Source organism: Methylobacterium sp. D54C, assembly GCF_053345595.1.
In genome coordinates, this window is the sequence record NZ_JBKFAK010000004.1 from 289,797 (window position 1) to 310,438 (window position 20,642).

The following is a 20,642-nucleotide window of genomic DNA, read 5'->3' on the forward strand; positions in this document are numbered from 1 at the left end:
GGCCCTGACCCCGGCGGGCTCAGAGCACCTGCGACAGGAACCGGCGCGTGCGCTCGTCCTGGGCGGAGGCGAAGAAGGTCGCGGGCGGCCCGTGCTCGACGATCACGCCGCGGTCGGTGAAGTAGATGTGGTCGGCGACGTCGCGGGCGAAGTTCATCTCGTGCGTGACGAGCATGCAGGTCATGCCCTCCTCGGCGAGTTCCCGGATCGTCACCAGCACCTCCTTGACCGTCTCCGGATCGAGGGCGGCGGTGACCTCGTCGAACAGCATCACGTCCGGCCGCATCGCCAGCGAGCGGGCGATGGCCACGCGCTGCTGCTGGCCGCCGGACAGCTCGCCCGGATAGGCGTTCTCCTTGCCGGCCAGCCGGACCTTGGCGAGGAGCGCCCTTGCCCGGGCCTCGACCTCGCGCTTCTCCTGCCCGAGGACGTGGATGGGGGCCATCATCACGTTCTGCAGCGCCGTCTTGTGCGGGAACAGGTTGTACTGCTGGAACACCATGCCGACCTTGCGGCGCAGCGCCAGCTTGTCGAGCCGCGGATCGGTCACCTCGATCCCCTCGACCTGGATCGAGCCCGCGCTCACCGGCACCAGGGCGTTGACGCAGCGGATCAGCGTCGACTTGCCCGAGCCCGAGGGGCCGATGATGCAGACGACCTCGCCCTTGCGGACGTCGAAGCTGATCCCCTTCAGCACCTCGAACGTCCCGAAGGACTTGTGCACGTCGACGACGCGGACGATCGGCTGATCGGGGGTCCAGCTCGGGGACGGGGTGGCGGCCGGGGTCGCGCGCGTCATGGTCTCAGCGGGTCTCGAAGCGGCGTTCCAGGGCGGCGGTGAACCGGTCGATCGGGTAGCAGTAGAGGAAGAAGCAGAGCAGCGCGAAGCCGTAGAGCGGCGCGAACAGCTCGGGGCGGCCGCCCTCGGCGGCGTGCACCTGCGCGGTCAGCGTCAGCATCTCGGTGACACCGACGATGGAGGCCTGCACGGTCGCCATCGCGATGAGCGAGTAGACGTTCATCCAGGGCGGCAGCATGCGCTTCGCGCACTGGGGCAGGATGATGCGCCACATCGTCTGCCGCCGGGTGAAGGCCAGGGATTCGGCGGCCTCCCACTGGGTGTTGGGCACCGAGCGCACCGCGCCGCGGACGATCTCGGCGACGTTGGCCATGACCGGCAGGCTGAAGCCGAAGGTCGCCTTCACCCAGTCGGGCAGCGGCACGCGGACGCCGAACACCGTGACCTGGAACGGGACGAGGAACATCACGAAGAACAGCAGCACCAGCCAGGGCACGTTGCGGAAGACCTGCGTGGCGCACCACGCGAGTCGGGGCAGGATCCGCCCCTCGGCCAGCATGGCCAGCCCGAGCCCGATGCCCGCCACCGTGCCGATCGCCATCGCCATCAGCGAGATCGCCACGTTGAACGCGAAGCCCGTGAGCAGGAGGGGCGCCCACTTGATCACGACCTCCAGCGGCGACAGCGCGGGGGCCGCGCCCTGCGCCCAAGCCGGCAGGGCGACGAGGGCGAGCGCTGTCAGCAGCCAGAAATGGGCCGGGCGCAGGCGCGCCGCCGCGCGGTCCTTCGGGAGCGCGAAGGGCAGCAGCACCGGCAGGTCGCCCGGTCGCCCGCCCCGCGGATCGGCAGCTTTCATCGGCCGTATCCCGGGATCCGCAGGGCGCGTTCCCAGCGGTGCATGATCCAGACGAGCACGCCGACGAGGACCGCGTAGGTCGCGAGCAGCACCAGCATCATCTCCAGCACGTTCTGCGACTCGGACCAGATCTGCTTCACCGCGTACAGCGTCTCCGGGACCGCGATGGCGTAGGCCAGTGTGGTGGTCTTCAGGAGGTTGATCAGGTTGTTGTTGAGCGCCGGCAGGCAGACCCGCAGGGCCAGCGGCAGGACGACGTACCGGTAGGCCTTGAAGCGGGTGTAGCCCAGGGCCTCGGCGGCCTCGACCGTGGTCCGCGGCACCGCCTCGATGCCGGAGCGGAAGATCTCGACGTTGAACGCGCCCGCGAACAGCGACAGCGAGATGATCGCCCACTGGACATTGTTGAGGATCGGCGCGCGCAGGCCGTCGGCCGAGCGGATGTCCGGGAGCAGCGTCCCGAGGCCGAAATAGAAGAAGAAGATCTGCACGAGCGGCGGCGTGTTGCGAAAGACCACCACGAAGCCGTTGATCAGCGCCCGCAGGACGCGCGACGGCCCGCTCTGCAGGAGCGCGCCGACGGCGCCGATGACGAGGCTCGCCAGGATCGTGCTGATCCCGAGGAGCAGCGTCATCCGCAGGCCGGCCACGTACCGGTCCCAGTCGTAGGGATCGTAGAAGACCGTGAAGTTGAAGCCCGTGGTCTCGTAGAGCTGCTGGAACCACGCCTGGATCGTGGCGATCATCGCGGGCTAACGCTCGGTGTTGTCGCGCAGAACCGCATCAGTTGGTCGCGTTCTTGTACTTCTCGTGCATCGCCTTCGAGTAAGCGGTCGGCTCGATGCCCCACTTCTTCTCCTCGTTGACGATGAAGCCGGTCTTCATCCAGTCCTTGGTGGCGTCCTCGACCGCGGCCTGGAGCGTGGTGTTGCCCTGCGCCACCGCCATCATCCACGGGGCGTCGAGGATGCCCTTGAGCGGCAGCGCGTAGTTGGCCTTCCAGTCGTCGTCGAGCAGCTTACCCTGCAGCATGCTCTGGTCGTAGACGTAGCCGATGCAGTTGCCCTGCTTGAGCGCGAAGAGCGGCTTCTCGGATCCGTCGAAGGCGACGATCTCCGCACCGTAGGTCCGCGCGACGTCCTTGTTGTACCAGGCGCCCGAGGTGGCGCAGAGCGGCTTGCCCTTGAGCTGCGCCCAGTCGGTGATGCCGGACGACTTGGGCAGCAGGACGTTCACGAAGTCGGAATAGTAGTTCGGGTCGATCGCCTGCACCACGCGGCGTCGCTCCGGCTTGTCCGACAGGGTGGCGATCAGCAGATCGACCTTGCCCTGCTGCAGGAACTCGATCCGGTTGGCCGAGACGACCGGCACGAGCTCGAGCTTCACGCCGAGCCGCTTGGCGAGGTCGGCGGCGAGGTCGGGCTCCAGGCCGATGATGGTCCCGCTCGGGTCGCGGAAGCCGAACGGCTTGTAATCCGCCTTCACGCCGACGATCAGCGTTCCGCGCTTCTTGATCGCGTCGACGCCGTCGGCGGCCGTGGCCCGGCCGGGCAGCGCGACGGTCGAGAACGCCGCGAGCGCGGCCAGCGCACCGGTGGTCAGAAGGGTGCGGACGGTGAGACGCATCGGATCTTTCCTGCTCGGGTCGACGGATCTTGGCATGGTTTCAAGCAATCCACGAGCCATTGGCCGGCGCATCAACTGAAACGTGCCAGAGCGAAGGGCTTGAGATCGACGGTGCTACCGGTCCCGGCCAGCTCCGCGGCGACGGCCTCGCCGATGCCGGCCGAGTGCTTGAAGCCGTGCCCCGAACAGGCGGAGACGACCAGGACCCGCTCCATCGCGGGATGCCGGTCGATGATGAAGCCGCGGTCGGGGGTCACCGTGTAGACGCAGGCGGCGGCCTGGACGACCTCCGGGGTCGCGCCGGCCAGCCGGTTCGCGACGCGCAGCCGGTACATGTCGTCGGATTCCGACGGGTCGACGCGGCGCTCCACCCCGTCGGCGCTAGTGGTGGTGCTGTACTGCTCCGTGGCAACCTTGATGGACCCGTCCAGCGGCGGGAAGCCGTAGAGGTATTCCGTGTCGCTCGTCCCGTACATCCAGATGAAGACCGGCGCGTGTGGCCCGTAGGCGGTCTCGTCCGCGAGCGCGTACCAGTGCAGCAGTTGGCGACGGACGGTCAGGAGCCGGTCGAACGGGCTCCCGAGCAGGGGGGCCGTCCAGGCGCCCGCGGCCACGACGGCGCGGTCGGCCAAGATGGTCTCCTCCGCCGTCTCGATGCGGACGCCGCTCCCGTCCTGCTGCAGCCCGACCACCGTGCAGTTGGTGCGGATCTCGGCGCCCGCGGCGCCCGCGCGGCCGAGCTGCGCCGCGAGGCAGCGCTCCGGGAACACGTAGCCGCCGCCCGGCTCGTAATAGGCCTTCTCGTCGCCCGCGAGGTTCAGGAATTGCGGGAAGCGGCGGGCCACCTCCGCCCCTGTCAGCACCTCGTGGACGATGCCGGCGCCCTCCGCGGCGCTGATGGACCGGCCCACGAAGTCCGGTTTGCCGTGGTGCGAGGAGACGCCGTGGCCCGGGGCCATGACGAGCGCCCCGCAGGCGTTCAGCAGGGTCTCGCCCGTCTCGGCCTCCAGCTCGCGCCAGATGCGGTGCGAGGCGGTGACGAAGGGGACGTAGTCGGCGCCCTCACCGACCGCCTGACGGGTGATCCGCGTCTCGCCGTGGCTCGACCCGAGCGCGTGGGGCGGCGCGAAGCGGTCGAGCCCGATGACCGCGGCGCCCCGCTTCGCCAGCTGGTAGAGCGCGGCGCTGCCCATCGCGCCGAGACCCAGCACGGCGACGTCGTAGCGGCGGCTCACGGCCGACACTCCCGCTCGCTTCCGGGACGGGCCGCCGCGGCGGCGCGGAACGGAGGAAGATCGGCAGGTCGAGGCATCCGGAAGCGATCTCGCGCGGGACGGGGTAACGGCACACAGCATGATGGATGCCGACGCGGGCGTTTGACTGAAACGGACAGTTTCCTGCACGTTTGAGCCATCGAGGAGCGGAGGGGGCGTGCGAGATGGAGGCGGAGACCGGGGACCGCCCGCAGGAGATCGGCTTCATCCTCGTGCCCGGCTTCGCGCTGCTGTCCTTCGCTTCGGGGTGCGAGCCGTTCCGGGCGGCCAACGAACTCGCCGGGCGGCCGCTCTACCGCCTGCGCTACTTCGGCGAGTCGGAGGGCTCAGTGGCCGCTTCGTCGGGCGCCGAGGTCCCCACCGAGGCGCTGCCGCGCCAGCGCGGCTACCTCCACACCCTCTTCGTCTGCGCGGGCGGCGAGCCGACCGGGTGGTACAGGCCCGAGATCCACGCGACCCTGCGGCGGATGGCCCGACTCGGCGTCCGCATCGGCGGCATCTCGGGCGGTCCCTACCTGATGGCCGAAGCGGGCCTGCTGGCCGATCGCGCATTCACGCTCCACTGGGAATACGCCGGTGCCACGGTCGAGACCTTCCCGGAGGCGCGCCTGAGCCGGGCGCGCTACGTTGCCGACGGCGATCGCCTGACCTGCGGCGGCGGCGTCGCGCCCCTGGAGATGGCCCACGCCCTGATCGCCGAACGCATGGGCGAGGCCTTCGCCCGGCGCGTCTCCGACTGGTTCCTCCACACCGCGATCGGCGCCGCCGACGACCCGCAGCGGGCCTCCGCGGTCGAGCGCTACGGAATTCACCATCCGGCTCTGCTGGCGGTACTGGAGACGATGGAGAAGACCGTGGAGGCGCCGCTCGGCCGCCTCGCCATGGCGCGCCTCGCGGCGATAAGCCCGCGCCACCTCGACCGGCTGTTCCTCGACAAGCTCGGGCTCGGCTTCTCGGCCCAGTACAGGGCGATTCGCCTCGCCCACGGACGCCGCCTTCTGCGCCAGAGCCCGCTCAGGATCGGGGAGATCGCGACGGCCTGCGGCTTCACGAGCGCGGCCCATTTCGCCCGCTGCTACCGGTCCCAGTTCGGCTGCAGCCCGTCCGCGGAGCGCGCGTGACGTCCGCCCGGGTCGTCCGAGCGGTCAGTCCCGCGCGTCCGGCAGCGCCTTCGGGTCTGCGGGATCGTCCCGGCGCAGCGCGACGCCGCTGGTGCCCTGGGCCAGCATCGCCCGCAGCAGCGCCTCCATCTGCGCGGCGGCCGCCTCGACCGCCAGGCCGCCCTCCCGGATGTTCGAGATGCAGTTCCGCCGGGAATCGGGCAGCCCCGGCGCCGGGCCGAACGTGACATAGCAGCCCAGGCTGTCGGAGGCCGACAGGCCCGGCCGCTCCCCGATCAGAACCACGACGCAGCGCGCCCCGAGTCGCGCCCCGATCGGATCGCCGATCGCTACACGTCCCTGGCTCGCGACGACCACCGGCGCGAGGCGCCAGCCGGCCCGCCGCACCCGCGCTGCCAGCGCCGCCGCCGCCGGGACCGCGTTCAGCGCGACCGCCGTCGCCGACAGCCCGTCCGCGATCACGATCGCCACGTCGAAGCCCGGCCCGTGCCCGTCGAGCACCGACCCGGATTCCGGATCGAGGGTGCGGCCCCTGTCCGGCCGGCGCAGGTACTCCGCCCGGTCGGCCACGGCGGAGCGGACCTCCAACGCGTCGAGGCCCTGCGCCCGCAGCCCTTCGCGGATCGCGACCGCGTCGAGGGGCGTCCACACCGCCTCGCGGGCGCGGGCATGGTCGAGCCCGAAGGCGAGCGCCGCGGCGGTCGGCAGGCCAGCGCCGTGCGCGCCGAGCGCGATGCGCGCCTGGGTCAGCGCGCGCAGGTCGCGCAGCGTCGGGGGGCCCGGTCGGGCCGGCTCGCCGCTCACGCGGCCCGCCCGGGCAGGAGCCGGGACGCCTCCGCCAGGGCCGGGGGCAGCGCGCCCGTCGCGCTGGCCAGCCGACCCTGCCCGTCCGTGATGCCCACGGCCCGCAGCCACGCCTCGAATTCCGGGGCCGGACGGCGACCCAGGGTCTCGCGGGCGTAGACAGCGTCGTGGTGCGACAATGACTGGTAGTTCAGCATCACGTCGTCCGCCCCCGGCACCGTGATGACGAAGTTCACCCCGGCCGCGCACAGCAGGGTCAGGAGCGCGTCCATGTCTTCGCCGTCGGCATCGGCGTGGTTGGTGTAGCAGACGTCCACGCCCATCGGCAGGCCGAGCAGCTTGCCGCAGAAGTGGTCCTCCAGCCCGGCGCGGATGATCTGCTTGCCGTCGTAGAGGTACTCGGGACCGATGAAGCCCACGACCGTGTTGACCAGCAGCGGGTCGAACTCCCGCGCCACCGCGTAGGCGCGCGCCTCCATGGTCTGCTGGTCGACGCCCCAGTGGGCGTCGGCCGAGAGGGCCGAGCCCTGGCCGGTCTCGAAGTACATGAGCTGACCGCCCTCCGGGCAGCGGCCGAGCGCGCGGGCAGCGTCCGAGGCCTCGCGCAGGACGGCGAGGTCGACGCCGAAGCCGGCATTGGCCTTCTGCGAGCCCGCCACCGACTGGAACACGAGGTCGACGGGCGCGCCGCGGTCCATGGCCTCGATCGCCACGGTGACGTGGCCGAGGCAGCAGTGCTGGGTCGGCACGTCGAGGCGCAGGCGCAGGGTCTCGAGCAGCTCGACGATGCGGATGTAGTCCGGCAGGGAATCGGTGGCCGGGTTGACGCCGATGACCGCGTCGCCCGAGCCCATCAGCAGTCCGTCGAGGGCCGAGAGCAGGATGCCCTCGGACGAGTCGGTCGGGTGGTTGGGCTGGTTGCGGGTGGCGAGGCGCCCGGGCAGGCCGATGGTGGAGCGGAAGCGCGTCACCACCGGCCGCTTGGCGGCCACCGCGACGAGGTCCTGCAGCCGGCAGATCTTGGAGACCGCCGCGACCATCTCGGGCGTGAGGCCGGGCGCGAGGGCGGCAAGGGCGTCCGCGTCGGCGGCGGGCGCGAGCAGCCACTCGCGGAAGGCGCCGACCGTCAGGGATGAGACCGGCGCGAAGGCTTCCGGGTCGTGCTGGCGGGCGATGAGGTCGGAGACCTCGTCCTGGTCCGAGGGGATCAGTTCCTCGGCCAGGAAGGTCTTGAGCGGCAGGTCGGCGAGGGCGATCTGCGCGGCCAGGCGCTCGACCGGCCCGTCGGCGCAGAGCCCGGCGAGCTGGTCGCCCGAGCGCTCCGGCGTGGCCTTGGCGAGCAAGCTGCGCAGGTCGGGGAAGGTGAAGCGTGTGCCTTCGATCGTCGTCGCGTAGGCCATGCGGGCGCTCCCGGCGCGCTGTCGGAAGTCAGGGACGCCGATCCTGCAGGATGTCGGGGCCGCCGGGAAGCGGGGACGGCGCGGGCGCTGCCCGCCCTCAGGCCGGCAGCACGACCACCTTCGTCTTCACCGGCGTGCGCGCGTAGAGGTGGATCATGTCCTGGCTGAGCAGGCCGACGCAGCCGCTGGTGATGCCCGTGCCGATCGATTCGGCATCGCTGCTCGCGTAGATCGTGTAGAGCGTGTAGGCGCCGTTCTGGTAGAGGTGGAGCGTGCGGGCGCCGAGCGGGTTATCGAGGCCGCCGGGCATGCCGCGGGCGTATTTCGCGGACTCGGGCTGGCGCCGGATCATCTCCTTGGGTGGGGTCCAGGTCGCCCACTCGGACTTGCGGCCGACATAGGCGTTCCCGTTCCACAGGAAGCCCTGGCGGCCGACATTGGCGCCGTAGCGGGTGGCGGTGCCGTCACCCTCGATGCGGTAGACGTAGTAGTTGGCGGGATCGACCACGATCGTGCCGGGCGCTTCCGACGAGGCGTACTGGACGGTCCGCCGGTAGTATTTCGGGTTGACCTTGCTGACGTCGACCGCCGGGATCGGGAACTTCTCGTTCGGCATCGGCCCGTAGGTCTTCGTCGCCTCGGCCATGAGCAGGGTGTCGGTCGTCCCGCACCCGCCGAGCGAGAGCGCGCCGATCCCGAGGGCCGAGCCGGCCAGGAACGACCGGCGGCTGAGAACTCCCGCCTCGCATCCGAGGCGCCCGCGCCCGTCGAGCCCGCCGGCCTCGCGATCGTCCGTCATCATCGCCCTGGACTTCCCTGTCCTGCAGCCCGGCGCGACTGCGCGGCGTGCCACCGCCGCGCGAACGGCCAAGCTTGAGAGTGCCGCGTGCCAGCGCGCGTGGCAAGCTTGTCTTTACAGAGTCGAGAGCGGCCGAAATGCGTCGCAAGTGTGGTGAGTCCTCGCGATCTCCGGACTTCGTCGCTGAACGACCGTACTGAACGCGCCGGGTGTGCTTCGGACGTCGCAGGTGTCCCGGTGCGGGGCGAGGCCGGTCGGCGTCAAAACTGCACGCCGCGGGTCAGGCTGCCGTCGACCACGAGGTTGGTGCCGGTGATGAAGCTCGCGGCCGGGCTGGCCAGGAAGACGGCCGCGCGGGCCACTTCCTCCGGCCGCGCCATCCGGCCGGTCGGGTTCAGCCGGAGCGCCTCGGCGAACAGCGCCGGGTTGCCGGTCTCGATCTGGTGCCAGACGCCGCCCGCGAAGTAGGTGTTGCCGGGCGAGACCGAGTTCGCGCGGATGTTCCGCGGCGCGAGCTGGAAGGCCAGCCCCTGCGCGTAGTGGATCAGCGCCGCCTTGAAGGCGCCGTAGGGACCGGCCGCGAAGTCGATCTCCCGCCCGGAGACGCTGGAGATGACGACGATCGCGCCGGCCTCGGAGCGCTCGAGGTAAGGCATCGCCGCCTCGACCGCCGAGACGGTGCCCATCATGTCGACGGCGAAGCCGCTGCGCCACGCCGCCTCGTCGCTGCCGACCGCGAGGGCACTCACGTTGGGCACCACGATGTCGAGGCCGCCGAGTTCCTCCGCTGCCTCGGAGACCCAGCCGCGCAGCGCGGCGGAATCGGCGACGTCGACGGCGCGCCCGGTCGCCGCCACGCCCCGGGCGCGGAGGGCCGCCACCTTGCCGGCGACCTCCGCGGCGTTGCGGGCGCAGAGGGCGACCGCCGCCCCCTCGTCGGCCAGCAGGTCGACGATCGCCGCGCCGATGCCCTTGGTGCCGCCGGTCACCAGCGCGCGGCGGCCTCTGAGCCCGAGATCCATGCCGTCCTCCTCCGTCGCCGGTCAGGCGTGGGCGATCGCCTTCGTGATCGAGGCGCCGAGCGTGTATTTCGGATCGACCATGTTGCCGAGCCGCACGCGCCCGCACTGCGTGAGCAGCATGTAGGCGTCGATCTCGTCGAAGCCGAAATCGGCCGCGAGCCAGCGGATCAGCTCCCGGTAGGCGATGCGCGCCGCGTCCTCCATCGGCCGGGACGAGCCGATCGTCATGTAGAAGTCTTCGGTCTCGAGCCGCGGCCAGCGGAAGGTCCAGCCCTTGATCAGGTCGATCTGCACCGTCGTGTGGGTCGGGTGCTCCACCGCGACGCCGCAGAGTTCGCCGTCGCCCTGCGCGGCGTGGCAGTCGCCGAGGTAGAGGAGCGCGCCCTTCGCATTCACCGGCAGGTAGATCACCGCGCCGACGCCCACGTCCGGCAGGTCCATGTTGCCGCCGTAATAGTCCGGCTGCAGCGAGGAGATCGCCTCGATCTCCGGAGAGGTGCCGATCGTGCCGATGAACGGCTGGTAGGGCAGCGTGATCCGGTCGTTCCAGCGCACGCCGGTCTCGGCCGTGACCTCGAGCTTGCGCACCCGCTCGGGGAGCGGCGGATTGAGGAGCGCGGTGTCGCCGGTGGCGACGAGGCCGCCGAATTCCGGCATGATCAGCGTCGTGCCGCAGGGCTGCGGGCCGCGCGGCCGGATCGAGCGGATCGCCACCGCGAGGCAGTCGCCCTTCTCGGCGCCGTTGACGTAGATCGGCCCGTTCTGCGGGTTGAGGTAGGGGAAGTTCAGGATCTGCGTCGGGCTGTCGGTCTCGTGGCGGATCTTGCCCTCGAAGGCGTCGTGGGTCTCGACGGTGACGACCGCGCCGGGATCGACGGTCAGCACCGGCTCGGCGAAGGGCCCGTAGACGTAGTGGTAGCGGCCCTGCTCGGCCTCGGTGATCGTGTGCTCCCGGCCGGGCTTGCCGCCGGCGACGCCCTTGCGGGCCATGATGGACTGGTCGAGCCACTGCATGGTCGTCTCTCCCTTGGTTGTCTGCCGTGTCGTCAGACGGCGAGGTGGCGCCGCACGAGGTCGCGGTCGTCGAGGTCACCGGCCGTCAGCTCCGCGACGATCCGGCCCTTGTCCATGACGTAGCTGCGCTGGGCCATGGCGCGGATCAGGTCGAGGTTCTGCTCCACGAACACGATCGTCACCCCGGTGCGGCGGTTGAGATCGACGAGGGTGCGGCCGATCTGCTGCACCACCGAGGGTTGGATGCCCTCGGAGGGCTCGTCGAGGAGGATCAGCGCCGGCCCGCCGACGAGGACGCGGCCGATGGCGAGCTGCTGCTGCTGGCCGCCCGAGAGCGTCCCCGCCCGCTGCCCGCGCCGCTCCCGCAGGATCGGGAAAGGCCCGAAGGCGCGCTCGTAATCCGGCCGCTCCCCCTTCGGCAGCAGCGACGCGCCGACCGTCAGGTTGTCGACGACGCTCATGCGCGGGAAGACATCGCGGCCCTGCGGCACGTAGCCGATGCCGAGGCGGGCGCGCCGGTGGGCGGCGAGCCCCTCGACCGCCGCACCCCGGAACGCGATGCCGCCCGCGGAGGCGGGCAGGAGTCCGACGAGGCTGCGCATCAGCGTCGACTTGCCGACGCCGTTGCGGCCGATCACCGCCACGATCTCGCCGGGCCGGACCGCGAGGTCGACGCCCTGCAGCACGGGCTTGCCGCCGTAGCCGGCGCGGAGGCCGGTCGTCGCGAGGAGCGGCTCAGGCATCGGCGACGCTCCGCAGCGGCGGCGCGTCCGCCTCCCCGAGGTAGATCGCGGCGACCCGCTCGTCCGCGATGATCGCGTCGGTGGTGCCCTGGGCGAAGATGCGCCCGACGTGGAGCACGGTCACCCGCTGGGCGATCTGCCGGACGAAGGCCATGTCGTGCTCGATGGCCAGCACCGCGACGCCGTCGCGGTTGAGCGCCTGCACCATCGCGCCGGTGGCGAAGGTCTCGTCCGGCGACATCCCGGCGGTGGGCTCGTCGAGGAGGAGCAGGCGCGGCTTGAGGCTGATCGCCATGCCGATCTCCAGCCACTGCTTCTGCCCGTGGCTGAGGTTGCCGGCGCGGTCGGAGGCCGCCGCGGTGAGATTGAGGAAGGCGAGCAGTCGGCGGATCTCGGCACCGAGCGAGGCGCCCTCGAGATGGTGCTGCAGGGCTATCTCCAGGTTGTGCGCCACCGACAGGCTCGGGAAGATGCCCGGCACCTGGAACTTGACGCTCATGCCCCGCCGGATCCGCGCGAAGGGCTTGAGCGCGGTGATGTCCTCGCCGGCGTAGAGGATCTGCCCCCGCTCCGGCGTGTACTCGCCGAGCAGCAGGCGGAAGAAGGTGCTCTTGCCGGCGCCGTTCGGCCCGATCAGGCAGTGGATCTCCCCCGCCGCGAGGGCGAAGTTCACGTCGTTGGTGACGTGGAGCCCGCCGAAATGCTTGCTCAGATCGCGGGTCTCGAGCAGCGGGCTCATCGGCCCACCTCCCGGCGGCGGAGGCGCCCGAGCCCGCGCATGGCCGCCACCACGAGGCCGTCGGGCGCCGCCAGCACCACCACGACGAGGAGCAGGCCCATCACCACCAGGGCGTACTGGCTGCCGTAGATCGTCAGCGCCTGGAAGCCGCCGAGGACCACGAGCGTGCCGATGAGCGTGGCCGTCAGGTCGCCGCGGCCGCCGACCGCGACCCAGATCACCGGCAGCGCGGCGGCGGTGAGCCCCATGCTGGAGGGCGTGATGTACTGGCCCCAGGCGGTGTAGAGGGTGCCGCTCAGCCCCGCGAGGGCCGAGCCGATCACGAAGGCGGCGAGCTGGTAGCGCCGCACGTCGTAGCCGAGCATCTCGGCCCGTTCCGGGTTCTCGCGGATCGCCACCAGCACGTTGCCGAACCGGGCGTTCACCAGGATGCGCAGCGCGAGGTAGACGACGATCAGGAGGCCCAGGAGGCCGTAGTAGAGGGCGACGTCGGGAAACAGCACGACGTCGCCGTCGAGCCACGGCACGGTCAGGGGCGGCATGCCGCTCATGCCGTTGTAGCCGTTGAGGCGCGCCGCCCCGATCTTCCATTCCGGACCGGCGGTCTGCGCCATGAAGCGCTCCAGGGCGAGCGTCACCGACAGGGTGATGATGCCGAGGAACACCCCGCCGATCCGGCCGAAGAACAGGAAGTAGCCGAGGAGCGCCGCCATCACGGCCGAGAGCGCGACCGCCAGCACCAGGGCCGCCAGGGTGAAGCCGTAGGCCGCGCCGACATTGAGCGTGAGCACGCCGTAGGCGTAGCCGGAGAGGCCGAAGAAGGCGGTCTGGCCGAAGCTGAGCGCGCCGCCGTAGCCCCAGATCAGGCACAGGCCGAGCGCCATGAACACCCAGCAGAAGAAGTAGGCCGTGTTGCCGACCGTGTAGCCGTCCGCGAACCACGGGTAGGCCACGGCAGCCGCCACCGCGAGGGCGAAGGCGGTCCAGAAGGCCGGGCCGCGCCCCAGGGTCTGCGGGCCCTCGAGGCGCCGGAGCAGGGTCATCGCCGGAATCATCGCCACGGCTTCAGGCCCGCTCGCGCAGGATCAGGCCCGAGATGCCCCGCGGCAGCACCCGGATCACCAGGATCACCGCGACGAGGAGGCCGATCTGGCCGAAGAGCTGGCCCTGCCACGTCGTGAGCAGCGCCCGCACCATGCCCAGCACGAGCGCCGCCGGCGCCGTGCCGAGGAAGATGTCGGCGCCGCCGACCACCACGGTGACGAAGGCCTCCATGATGAAGGTCGTCCCCATGGTCGGCACGATGGTCATGGTCGGCGCGTAAAGCCCGCCCGCGAGGCCCGCCAGCGCCGCGCCGAGGCCGAAGGTCAGGGCGTAGACCGTGCGGGTGTCGACGCCGAGGGCCTCGGCCATGTGCGGCACCTGGATGGTGGCGCGGGCGAGCGTCCCGAAGCGGGTGGCGTTGAAGGCGAGGTAGAGCCCGGCCAGCACCGCCACGGCGGCGACCATCAGCACGACGCGGTAGGTCGAGTAGGAGTAGCCGCCGACCGTGAAGCTGCCGAGCGGCGTGCCGATCCCCGGCATGCTGGAGCCCAGCAGGATCAGCGTGCCCTGCGTCGCCGCGAGGCTGATGCCCCAGGTCGCCACGATCGTGTCGAGGGGCCGCCCGTAGAGATGGCGGATGACGAGGCGCTCCATCACCATGCCGACGGCCCCGGCGACGAGTGCGCCGGCCAGGATGCCCAGCGGAAGCGGCAGCCCCGCCCGCGTGGTCGCCGCCGTGACGTAGGCGCCGCACATGATCAGTTCGCCGTGCGCGAGGTTGATCACGCCCATCATGCCGAACACCACCGCGAGACCGCAGGCGGAGAGGACCAGGAACGAGAATGCGTCGCCGATCTGGTAGAGGAACGTGAAGGCGTGAGTCAGCAGATCCATCCGGAGGCCCGATCGTGATGGCTGTGGGCCGGGGCCTCGGCCCCGGCGATGTCGCGTCGTCTCCGGCCCGGGGCCGCGGCGCGCGGGAACCCGTCCCGGCGGCTCAGGGCTTCGGCGGGTTGCTCGGCGTGTACTGCGCCATCGGATCCTTCTTCGTCAGGTCGCAGCCGGCCTTCCCGAGCCAGTAGGGCTGGATGTTGTCCCAGGTCTTCGGGAAGGAGATCGCGTGCTTCTCGTCGACCTTCGCGAGGTAGATCGTGTGGGAGGCGTGCTGGCTCTTCGGGTCGATGCAGACCTTGCCCTCCGGCGCGTCCACGCAGACGTCGCCCGCCGCGATGACCTTGCGGAGGTCGGCGCGCTTGGTCGATCCGTTCGCCCGCTCGACCATCTGCTTGTAGAGGTAGACCGCGAGGTAGGAGTTCTCGGCCTCCTGGTTCACGTAGGGCTCGTTCGGGAACTTCGCCTTCCACTTGGCGAGGAACGCCTTGCTCGACGGGCTGTCGACCTCCTCGATGTAGTTCGTGGTCACGTACATGTTGGCGAGGCTGGGGGGCTGGAAGCGCTTGTGCTCGTAGCCCTGGCCGATATTGACCGAGGAGCCCATCGGCACCTTCAGGTTCGCGGCCGCCGCCTGCTCGTAGTAGGAGGCCTGCGCCGTCCCGACGAGCAGCGTCATCAGGATGTCGGGCTTGGCCTTCTGGATGTTCTGGATCGTCTGCGAGAACTGCGACACGCCGAGGGGGATGAACTCCTCCCCGACCATCTCGCCGCCGTTCTCCTTGACGATGTTGCGCACCCACTCCGCCGAAATCTGACCGAAATTGTAGTCGGCCGCGATCGTGTAGACCCGCTTGCCGAACTTCTCCATCATCCACGGGATCAGCGTCGAGAATTGCTGCTCCGGCACCGCGCCGGTGACGATCATGTGGCCGTCGCAGACGCCGCCCTCGTACTGGTTGTTGTAGAACGCGAAACCGTCGAGCTGGTCGACGATCGGCCGGTAGGCCTCGCGGGACGCGCTGGAGAAGCCCGCGAAGACGGCGTTGACCTTGTCGCGCTGGAGCACCCGGCGCATGAATTCCTGGTAGCGCGTGTTGTCGGACTGCGTGTCGTAGATCACGAGTTCGAGCTTGCGCCCGGCGATGCCGCCCGCGGCGTTGATCTCGTCCGCGGCGAGCTGGATGCCGTGGACCTTGCCGATGGTGGCGACCGCGAAGTCGCCGGACTGGTCCTCGAGGACGCCGAGCTTGATCGGGTCGGCGGCGCGCGCCGCCGGGGCGGCCAGGGATGCGCTCGCGAGCAGGGCGGCCGCGAGGGCGGACAGGCGGGATCCGCGGGGCGTTCTCGTCATCGGGGCGTCCTCGTCTACGGGGTGGAGTGCGTGCTTCAGGATCGGGCCAGCCGCGGCGAGAGAGCCGGCGCGGCGACGGACGGTCGGGCGCGGACCAGCGCCTCGCAGTAGGCCTCTAGGGGCTGCCGGGCGCGCATGGCGTCGCGGCGCAGAGTCTCGTAGGCCGCGTCGTCGTCGACGCCGTGCTCCTGCATCAGCCGCAGGATCGCCTTGACGACGTGGCGCCGGCCGCGCCTCCGCTCCTCGTGGCGGGCCAGGCGTTCTTCGAGGAGACGGCGCCGGTTGTGCTCGTTCACCGCCAGGAACAGGGCGGCGTAGACCGAGGCGCCGTGGATCGGCTTGCGCAGCAGGCCGGTCGCGCCGAGCTGGAGCAGCCCCTTGAGACGGCTCGGCGCCTCGACGCCCACGAGCCCGACCACCGGGACCGGCGGCAGGTCGGGCACGGCGCTCGCCGCGAGGCCCGGCAGCGGCAGGTCGCCGTCCACGATGACGATGTGGTGCTCGGGGTCGAGGATCTCGAAATCGAGCCACGGCGCCTCGCCGGCCGGGACGACCGAGGCCACGGTGAGTCCGAGCTTCATCAGGGTGCTCGCCAGGACGTCCGTGGCGGTGCTCGGCGGCGCGATCAGCAGGGCCTGCGCACCGCTGAAATTCTGGATCAGCCGGGGCGTCGTCATGGCACCACCTTCAGCCGCGGGCGCCGGCTCACCGGCACGACGCGCGGATCGCTGCGCACCAGGTAGGGGTCCGGCGCGACCGGCGCCTCGGCCTGCGCCACGATGGTGAAGCGGGCCGCCGCCGTCGAGAGACCGATCCGAGGGGTCAGGCAGGCGTGGAGGGTCGTCTCGTCGAGGCGCACCGGTCCCTGGGGCGCCTCGAACTCGTCGGCGCAGGCTGCCCGGCGCACCGTCGCGGCATCTTCGGTCCCGGCCCGCGCCAGCGCCCGCGCCAGGAGATGCACCGCGATGTACGAGGATTCCGCATCCGCCGAGGGGGTCGGGCCTTCGGGGAAACGCGCCGCGTAGGCCGCCATGAAGGCGCGGTTGCGGGGCGTGTCGATCGACGTGAAGTAGACGCTGGAGGACAGGTGGCCGTCGACCGCCGCCGGCCCGATCGCCTCCAGTTCCGGCTCGGCGAGGCTGCAGCTCGCCACCGGCATGGTCCGCGCCTGGTCGATGCCGCGCGCCGCGCAGGCGCTCCGGAAGTCGCGGAAGAACCGGTACGCCGAGATCCCGATCAGCGTGTTGAAGACGAAGTCCGGCTTCGCGGCCAGGATCGCCGCGATCACCTGATCGAAGGCAGTCTCGCCCACCGCGAGGTAGCGCTCGCCCGCGACGTCGCCGCCGGCGATCGCCAGCGTCTCCCGCAGGATCCGGTTGTTCTCCCAGGCCCAGATGTAGTTGGAGCCGACGCAGAAGGCCGTGCGGCCGCCCCGGGCGAGGAGGTGCCGCACCAGCGGGACGATGTGCTGATTCGGCGCCGCCCCGGTGTAGACCACGTTCGCCGAGGTCTCGAAGCCCTCGTAGTGCGACGGGTACCAGAGCAGGGCGTCCCGCTTCTCGAAGATCGGGATGATCTCCTTGCGGCTCGACGAGGTGTAGCAGCCGACGACGTGGCGGATCCCCGCGTCGAGGAGCCGCTCGGCGCCGGCGACGTAGCCCGCGAGGGCGCCCTGCGGATCGCGGATCACCGGCTCCAGGACGCAGTCGCCCCGCGCGTTCACCTCGTCGACCGCCAGGAGCGCGCCGTTCAGCATCGCCCTCCCGACGAGACCGTAGGGTCCGTCCGCGGAGAACAGGATTCCGATGCGGTGATGGCTGAGGCCCATGCAATCCTTCAGAACGCAAAAAGCCCGCCAGTGCGGAAGCACTGCGGGCGGCATCGCCGTGAAAGATGGTGACGTATTGGCGCGAAACTGGGCAGCTTTGCCCCGCGCCTGAAAACTAGGCTCCTCGGTAATGGCCTCGGTGTCAAGTCCCGCGCAGTCTTTTCGGAGCCGGCGTCTTGATGATTGCTTCCCGGGTCGCTGATCAGCGCCCGCGCCAGGCCCCTCCGCGGCGCCTGTACCCGCGGAGGCGAGGCGGATGACGGCCGCGCCAGCCCGGCGCAGGATCGCTCGGCACCGTTGGCCCGCGCAATTATTCCGATTTACGGAATGATGAACTGCGAAGAACGCCCATTCTGCTCGCCCGAACGCGGCGGCATTCTCCTCACACGGCCCGGGGCGATCCCGGCCCCCGACGGAGATCCACGGTCATGAAGCTCTACCACCATCCCCTCTCCGGCCACGCGCATCGGGCCCGCCTGTTCCTCTCCCTGGTCGAGGCCCCGCACGAGCTGATCGAGGTCGACCTGAAGGCGGGCGGACACAAGACGCCGGCCTTCCTGGCCATGAACCCGTTCGGTCAGGTGCCGGTGCTCGACGACGACGGCGTGATCGTCTCAGATTCCAACGCCATCCTCGTCTACGTGGCGAAGCGGCTCGGCCGATCCGACTGGCTGCCCGAGGATCCGCGCGCCGCGGCGGCGGTCCAGCGCTGGCTCTCGGTCGCGGCGGGCGAACTCGCCTACGGGCCGGCGGCGGCGCGGCTGATCACGGTGTTCGGCGCCCAGTTCCATCCGGAGGAGGTGATCGCCCGGGCGCACACGCTCCTGGGGCGGCTCGAGGCGCATCTCGACGGCCGGGACTGGCTCGCGGCCGAGCGGCCGACCGTCGCGGACGTGGCTGTCTACAGCTACCTCGCCCGCGCCCCGGAGGGGAACGTGGACCTGTCGGGCTACCCGCGGGTCGGGGCCTTCCTGCGCCGGATCGAGGGCCTGCCGGGCTTCGTCCCCTTCGCCCAGACCCCCGCAGGCCTCACGGCCGCGGCGTGACCGGAAGGCCCCGGGCGCACCCGCGCCCGGGGGCGGATGCAGATGGAGGGCGCGAAGATGGCTGACGGTCAGACCCTTGCGACGCTGCCGACATGGCATGCCGGCGAGACGTCCATCCAGGAAACCGTCGGCGCCGCCGACCGGATGGCGGTGATCGGCCAGCGGGTGGTGCGGGACTTCATGCCCGATCAGCACCGCGCCTTCTTCGCGGAGATCCCCTTCATCGTGCTGGGCAGCGTCGACCGGCAGGGCGACGCCTGGGCCACGCTCCTGGCCGGCCGTCCCGGCTTCATCACCTCGCCGACCGCCACGACCCTCGACATCGCCGCGCGGCCGGACCCGGCCGACCCCGCGTTCGACGGCACGGGCGACGGCGACGCAATCGGCCTCCTCGGGATCGCGCTGGACAGCCGCCGCCGCAACCGCGTCAACGGCCTCGTCCGCTCCACGGCCGGCGGAATCCTGCACTTCGCCGTCGACCAGAGCTTCGGGAACTGCCCGCAATATATCCAGCTGCGCGACATGACCTTCCTCGGCGAGCCGGGCGCCCCCGCTCCGGCCCCCGCCGAGGAGAGCGCGGAGCTCGACCCGGCAGCCCGCGGCCTGATCGCGGCGGCGGACACGTTCTTCGTGGCCTCCTACGCCGACCGGGAGGGCCGGCGCCAGGTCGACGTCTCGCATCGCGGCGGCAAGGCGGGGTTCGTCCGCGTCGCCGCGGACGGCACGCTGACCATCCCCGACTTCGCCGGCAACCTGTTCTTCGCCACGCTCGGGAACATCTTCCTGAACAGCAGGGCCGGCCTGGTCTTCACCGATTTCGAGACGGGCGATCTCCTGCAGCTGACCGGCGACGCCGCGGTGATCCTGGACTCGCCCGAGATCGCGGCCTTCCAGGGCGCCGAGCGGCTCTGGAGCTTCCGGCCGCGCCGGGTAATCCGCCGACGCGGTGCCCTGCCGCTGCGCTGGTCGTTCCGGCCGGACGGCTGGTCGCCGAACGCGCTGATGACCGGCGACTGGGCGGAGGCCGCCGATCGCGTCCGGGCGGCCGAGCGCGCGACGCAGTGGCGGCCGTTCCGGGTAGCCGAGATCGTCGACGAGAGCCGCACGATCCGGTCCTTCCACCTGACCCCGGACGACGGGGCCGGGCGGCTCCCGCACCGCGCGGGCCAGCACCTGCCGATCCGCGTCACGCTGCCGGGGGCAGACGCGCCGGTCATCCGGACCTACACGCTCTCGGTCGCGCCCTCGGACCCGACCTACCGGATCAGCGTCAAGCGCGACGGCACCGTCTCGCAGCACCTTTACGACCGAGTTCGGGTCGGCGACATCGTCGAGGCGCGCGCGCCCGGCGGCGGCTTCACCCTCGACGCGAGCGCGGTGCGCCCGGCCGTGCTGCTCGCAGCCGGCGTCGGGATCACGCCGCTCCTCGCGATGCTCCGGCACGTGGTCTACGAGGGCCTGCGCACCCGCAAGATCCGGCCGACCACGCTCGTCTACGCCGCCCGCACCCGCGCCGAGCGCGCCTTCGACCGGGAGCTGTCCGAACTCGCAGCGGCGGCGCAGGGAGCCGTGCGGGTCGCACGCGTCCTGAGCGATGTCTCCGATGCGACGGCCGGCGTCGATTACGATGCCGCGGGCCGGATCGACATGGCCCTGCTCACGCGGTTCCTGGCCTTCGCGGATTACGATTTCTACCTGTGCGGCCCGTCGGCCTTCACCCAGGCGCTCTATGACGGCCTGCGCGGCTACAACGTGGCGGACGACCGGATCCACGCGGAGGCGTTCGGTCCCTCGAGGCTCATCCGCGACACCGGAACGGCGGCGGCCATGCCCCCGCGGCCACCGGCCTCCACGGAGACTGTGCCGGTCGCCTTCCTCGACACAGGCAAGGAAGCGCGCTGGACGCCGGACTCGGGCAGCCTCCTCGACCTGGCCGAGGCGCGGGGTCTCGCACCGGAGTTCAGCTGCCGCGAAGGCAGCTGCGGGACCTGCCGCACCAAGCTGCTTGCCGGCGCGGTGACCTATCCGAGGGAACCGAGCGCACCGGTAGCTGAGGACGAGGTGCTGATCTGCTCCGCGGTGCCCGCGGAGGGCACGGACCGGGTGCAGCTCGCGCTGTGACGCGCGCGACGGCGCGGCCCGCGCCGTGTTCCGCCTTGCGGGACCGGCGCCGGCGGATCATCCTGCGCCGCTACCGGAGCCGGGCTGAACCTTCCCCGAGGACAAGGAGCCCATCCTGTCCCGTCCGCCGCTGCCGCCCTTCGACGCGCAGAGCGCGATCA

The 20,642-nt window shown here is 71.2% G+C and carries 20 protein-coding genes; 3 read left to right on the plus strand and 17 right to left on the minus strand.

All coding sequences use genetic code 11. From position 1 onward, the window contains the following. Nucleotides 1-19: 19 nt before the first annotated feature. From ACLBYB_RS12640 to solA, 5 genes are all read right to left on the minus strand, one after another. Nucleotides 20-799, minus strand: a complete 780-nt coding sequence (locus tag ACLBYB_RS12640) for an amino acid ABC transporter ATP-binding protein (protein WP_447698977.1) — start codon at nucleotides 797-799, stop codon at nucleotides 20-22. 4 nt (nucleotides 800-803) lie between these two features. Beyond that, nucleotides 804-1,655, minus strand: coding sequence for an amino acid ABC transporter permease (locus ACLBYB_RS12645; RefSeq protein WP_447698978.1), 852 nt, complete (start codon nucleotides 1,653-1,655; stop codon nucleotides 804-806). After that, nucleotides 1,652-2,401: an amino acid ABC transporter permease gene (locus ACLBYB_RS12650; RefSeq protein WP_447698979.1), complete on the minus strand. Its 750-nt coding sequence runs from the start codon at nucleotides 2,399-2,401 to the stop codon at nucleotides 1,652-1,654. The genes ACLBYB_RS12645 and ACLBYB_RS12650 overlap by 4 nt, the downstream gene beginning before the upstream one ends. A 37-nt stretch (nucleotides 2,402-2,438) precedes the next feature. Beyond that, on the minus strand, nucleotides 2,439-3,281 hold the full coding sequence (locus ACLBYB_RS12655; protein WP_020093110.1) for a transporter substrate-binding domain-containing protein: 843 nt from the start codon (nucleotides 3,279-3,281) through the stop codon (nucleotides 2,439-2,441). Between the two features lie 71 nt (nucleotides 3,282-3,352). Then, entirely contained in the window at nucleotides 3,353-4,525 is a 1,173-nt protein-coding gene (gene solA / locus ACLBYB_RS12660; RefSeq protein ID WP_447698980.1) for an N-methyl-L-tryptophan oxidase, read from the minus strand. 194 nt (nucleotides 4,526-4,719) lie between these two features. Between solA and ACLBYB_RS12665 the strand changes: the two genes are divergently transcribed. Further along, a complete protein-coding gene (locus ACLBYB_RS12665; protein ID WP_447698981.1) occupies nucleotides 4,720-5,676 on the plus strand; it encodes a GlxA family transcriptional regulator in 957 nt (318 codons plus the stop codon). 24 nt (nucleotides 5,677-5,700) lie between these two features. On the opposite strand, the gene eutC is transcribed toward ACLBYB_RS12665, so the two are convergent. The 12 genes from eutC to ACLBYB_RS12725 all read right to left on the minus strand — a co-directional run bounded on the left by eutC (nucleotide 5,701) and on the right by ACLBYB_RS12725 (nucleotide 17,314). Further along, complete coding sequence (gene eutC / locus ACLBYB_RS12670) at nucleotides 5,701-6,480, minus strand: ethanolamine ammonia-lyase subunit EutC (RefSeq protein ID WP_447698982.1); 780 nt, start codon at nucleotides 6,478-6,480, stop codon at nucleotides 5,701-5,703. After that, nucleotides 6,477-7,880 carry an ethanolamine ammonia-lyase subunit EutB gene (locus ACLBYB_RS12675; protein WP_447698983.1) on the minus strand — a complete coding sequence of 468 codons (1,404 nt, stop codon included), beginning with the start codon at nucleotides 7,878-7,880 and terminating at the stop codon, nucleotides 6,477-6,479. The genes eutC and ACLBYB_RS12675 overlap by 4 nt, the downstream gene beginning before the upstream one ends. Nucleotides 7,881-7,977: 97 nt before the next feature. Next, on the minus strand, nucleotides 7,978-8,682 hold the full coding sequence (locus ACLBYB_RS12680; protein ID WP_447698984.1) for a L,D-transpeptidase: 705 nt from the start codon (nucleotides 8,680-8,682) through the stop codon (nucleotides 7,978-7,980). Nucleotides 8,683-8,939: 257 nt separating this feature from the next. Beyond that, the gene (locus tag ACLBYB_RS12685; RefSeq protein WP_447698985.1) at nucleotides 8,940-9,701 is read right to left on the minus strand and encodes an SDR family NAD(P)-dependent oxidoreductase; all 762 of its coding nucleotides are present in this window, start codon (nucleotides 9,699-9,701) and stop codon (nucleotides 8,940-8,942) included. Between the two features lie 21 nt (nucleotides 9,702-9,722). Continuing rightward, on the minus strand, nucleotides 9,723-10,715 hold the full coding sequence (locus ACLBYB_RS12690) for an acetamidase/formamidase family protein (RefSeq protein WP_050731620.1): 993 nt from the start codon (nucleotides 10,713-10,715) through the stop codon (nucleotides 9,723-9,725). A 32-nt stretch (nucleotides 10,716-10,747) separates the two neighbouring features. Then, nucleotides 10,748-11,458, minus strand: coding sequence for an ABC transporter ATP-binding protein (locus tag ACLBYB_RS12695; protein WP_056533271.1), 711 nt, complete (start codon nucleotides 11,456-11,458; stop codon nucleotides 10,748-10,750). Next, nucleotides 11,451-12,197, minus strand: a complete 747-nt coding sequence (locus tag ACLBYB_RS12700) for an ABC transporter ATP-binding protein (RefSeq protein WP_447681533.1) — start codon at nucleotides 12,195-12,197, stop codon at nucleotides 11,451-11,453. Before ACLBYB_RS12700 ends, ACLBYB_RS12695 begins: the two co-directional genes overlap by 8 nt. Beyond that, on the minus strand, nucleotides 12,194-13,240 hold the full coding sequence (locus ACLBYB_RS12705) for a branched-chain amino acid ABC transporter permease (RefSeq protein WP_447698986.1): 1,047 nt from the start codon (nucleotides 13,238-13,240) through the stop codon (nucleotides 12,194-12,196). Before ACLBYB_RS12705 ends, ACLBYB_RS12700 begins: the two co-directional genes overlap by 4 nt. 22 nt (nucleotides 13,241-13,262) lie before the next feature. Continuing rightward, the gene (locus ACLBYB_RS12710; protein ID WP_447698987.1) at nucleotides 13,263-14,135 is read right to left on the minus strand and encodes an ABC transporter permease subunit; all 873 of its coding nucleotides are present in this window, start codon (nucleotides 14,133-14,135) and stop codon (nucleotides 13,263-13,265) included. A 103-nt stretch (nucleotides 14,136-14,238) separates the two neighbouring features. After that, complete coding sequence (locus ACLBYB_RS12715) at nucleotides 14,239-15,486, minus strand: urea ABC transporter substrate-binding protein (protein ID WP_447698988.1); 1,248 nt, start codon at nucleotides 15,484-15,486, stop codon at nucleotides 14,239-14,241. A gap of 35 nt (nucleotides 15,487-15,521) precedes the next feature. After that, complete coding sequence (locus ACLBYB_RS12720; protein WP_447698989.1) at nucleotides 15,522-16,163, minus strand: ANTAR domain-containing response regulator; 642 nt, start codon at nucleotides 16,161-16,163, stop codon at nucleotides 15,522-15,524. After that, the gene (locus ACLBYB_RS12725) at nucleotides 16,160-17,314 is read right to left on the minus strand and encodes a transporter substrate-binding domain-containing protein (RefSeq protein ID WP_447698990.1); all 1,155 of its coding nucleotides are present in this window, start codon (nucleotides 17,312-17,314) and stop codon (nucleotides 16,160-16,162) included. The genes ACLBYB_RS12720 and ACLBYB_RS12725 overlap by 4 nt, the downstream gene beginning before the upstream one ends. 428 nt (nucleotides 17,315-17,742) lie before the next feature. Between ACLBYB_RS12725 and ACLBYB_RS12730 the strand changes: the two genes are divergently transcribed. Next, on the plus strand, nucleotides 17,743-18,360 hold the full coding sequence (locus ACLBYB_RS12730; RefSeq protein ID WP_447698991.1) for a glutathione S-transferase family protein: 618 nt from the start codon (nucleotides 17,743-17,745) through the stop codon (nucleotides 18,358-18,360). Nucleotides 18,361-18,417: 57 nt separating this feature from the next. Beyond that, complete coding sequence (locus tag ACLBYB_RS12735) at nucleotides 18,418-20,481, plus strand: 2Fe-2S iron-sulfur cluster-binding protein (RefSeq protein ID WP_447698992.1); 2,064 nt, start codon at nucleotides 18,418-18,420, stop codon at nucleotides 20,479-20,481. Nucleotides 20,482-20,642: the final 161 nt, after the last annotated feature.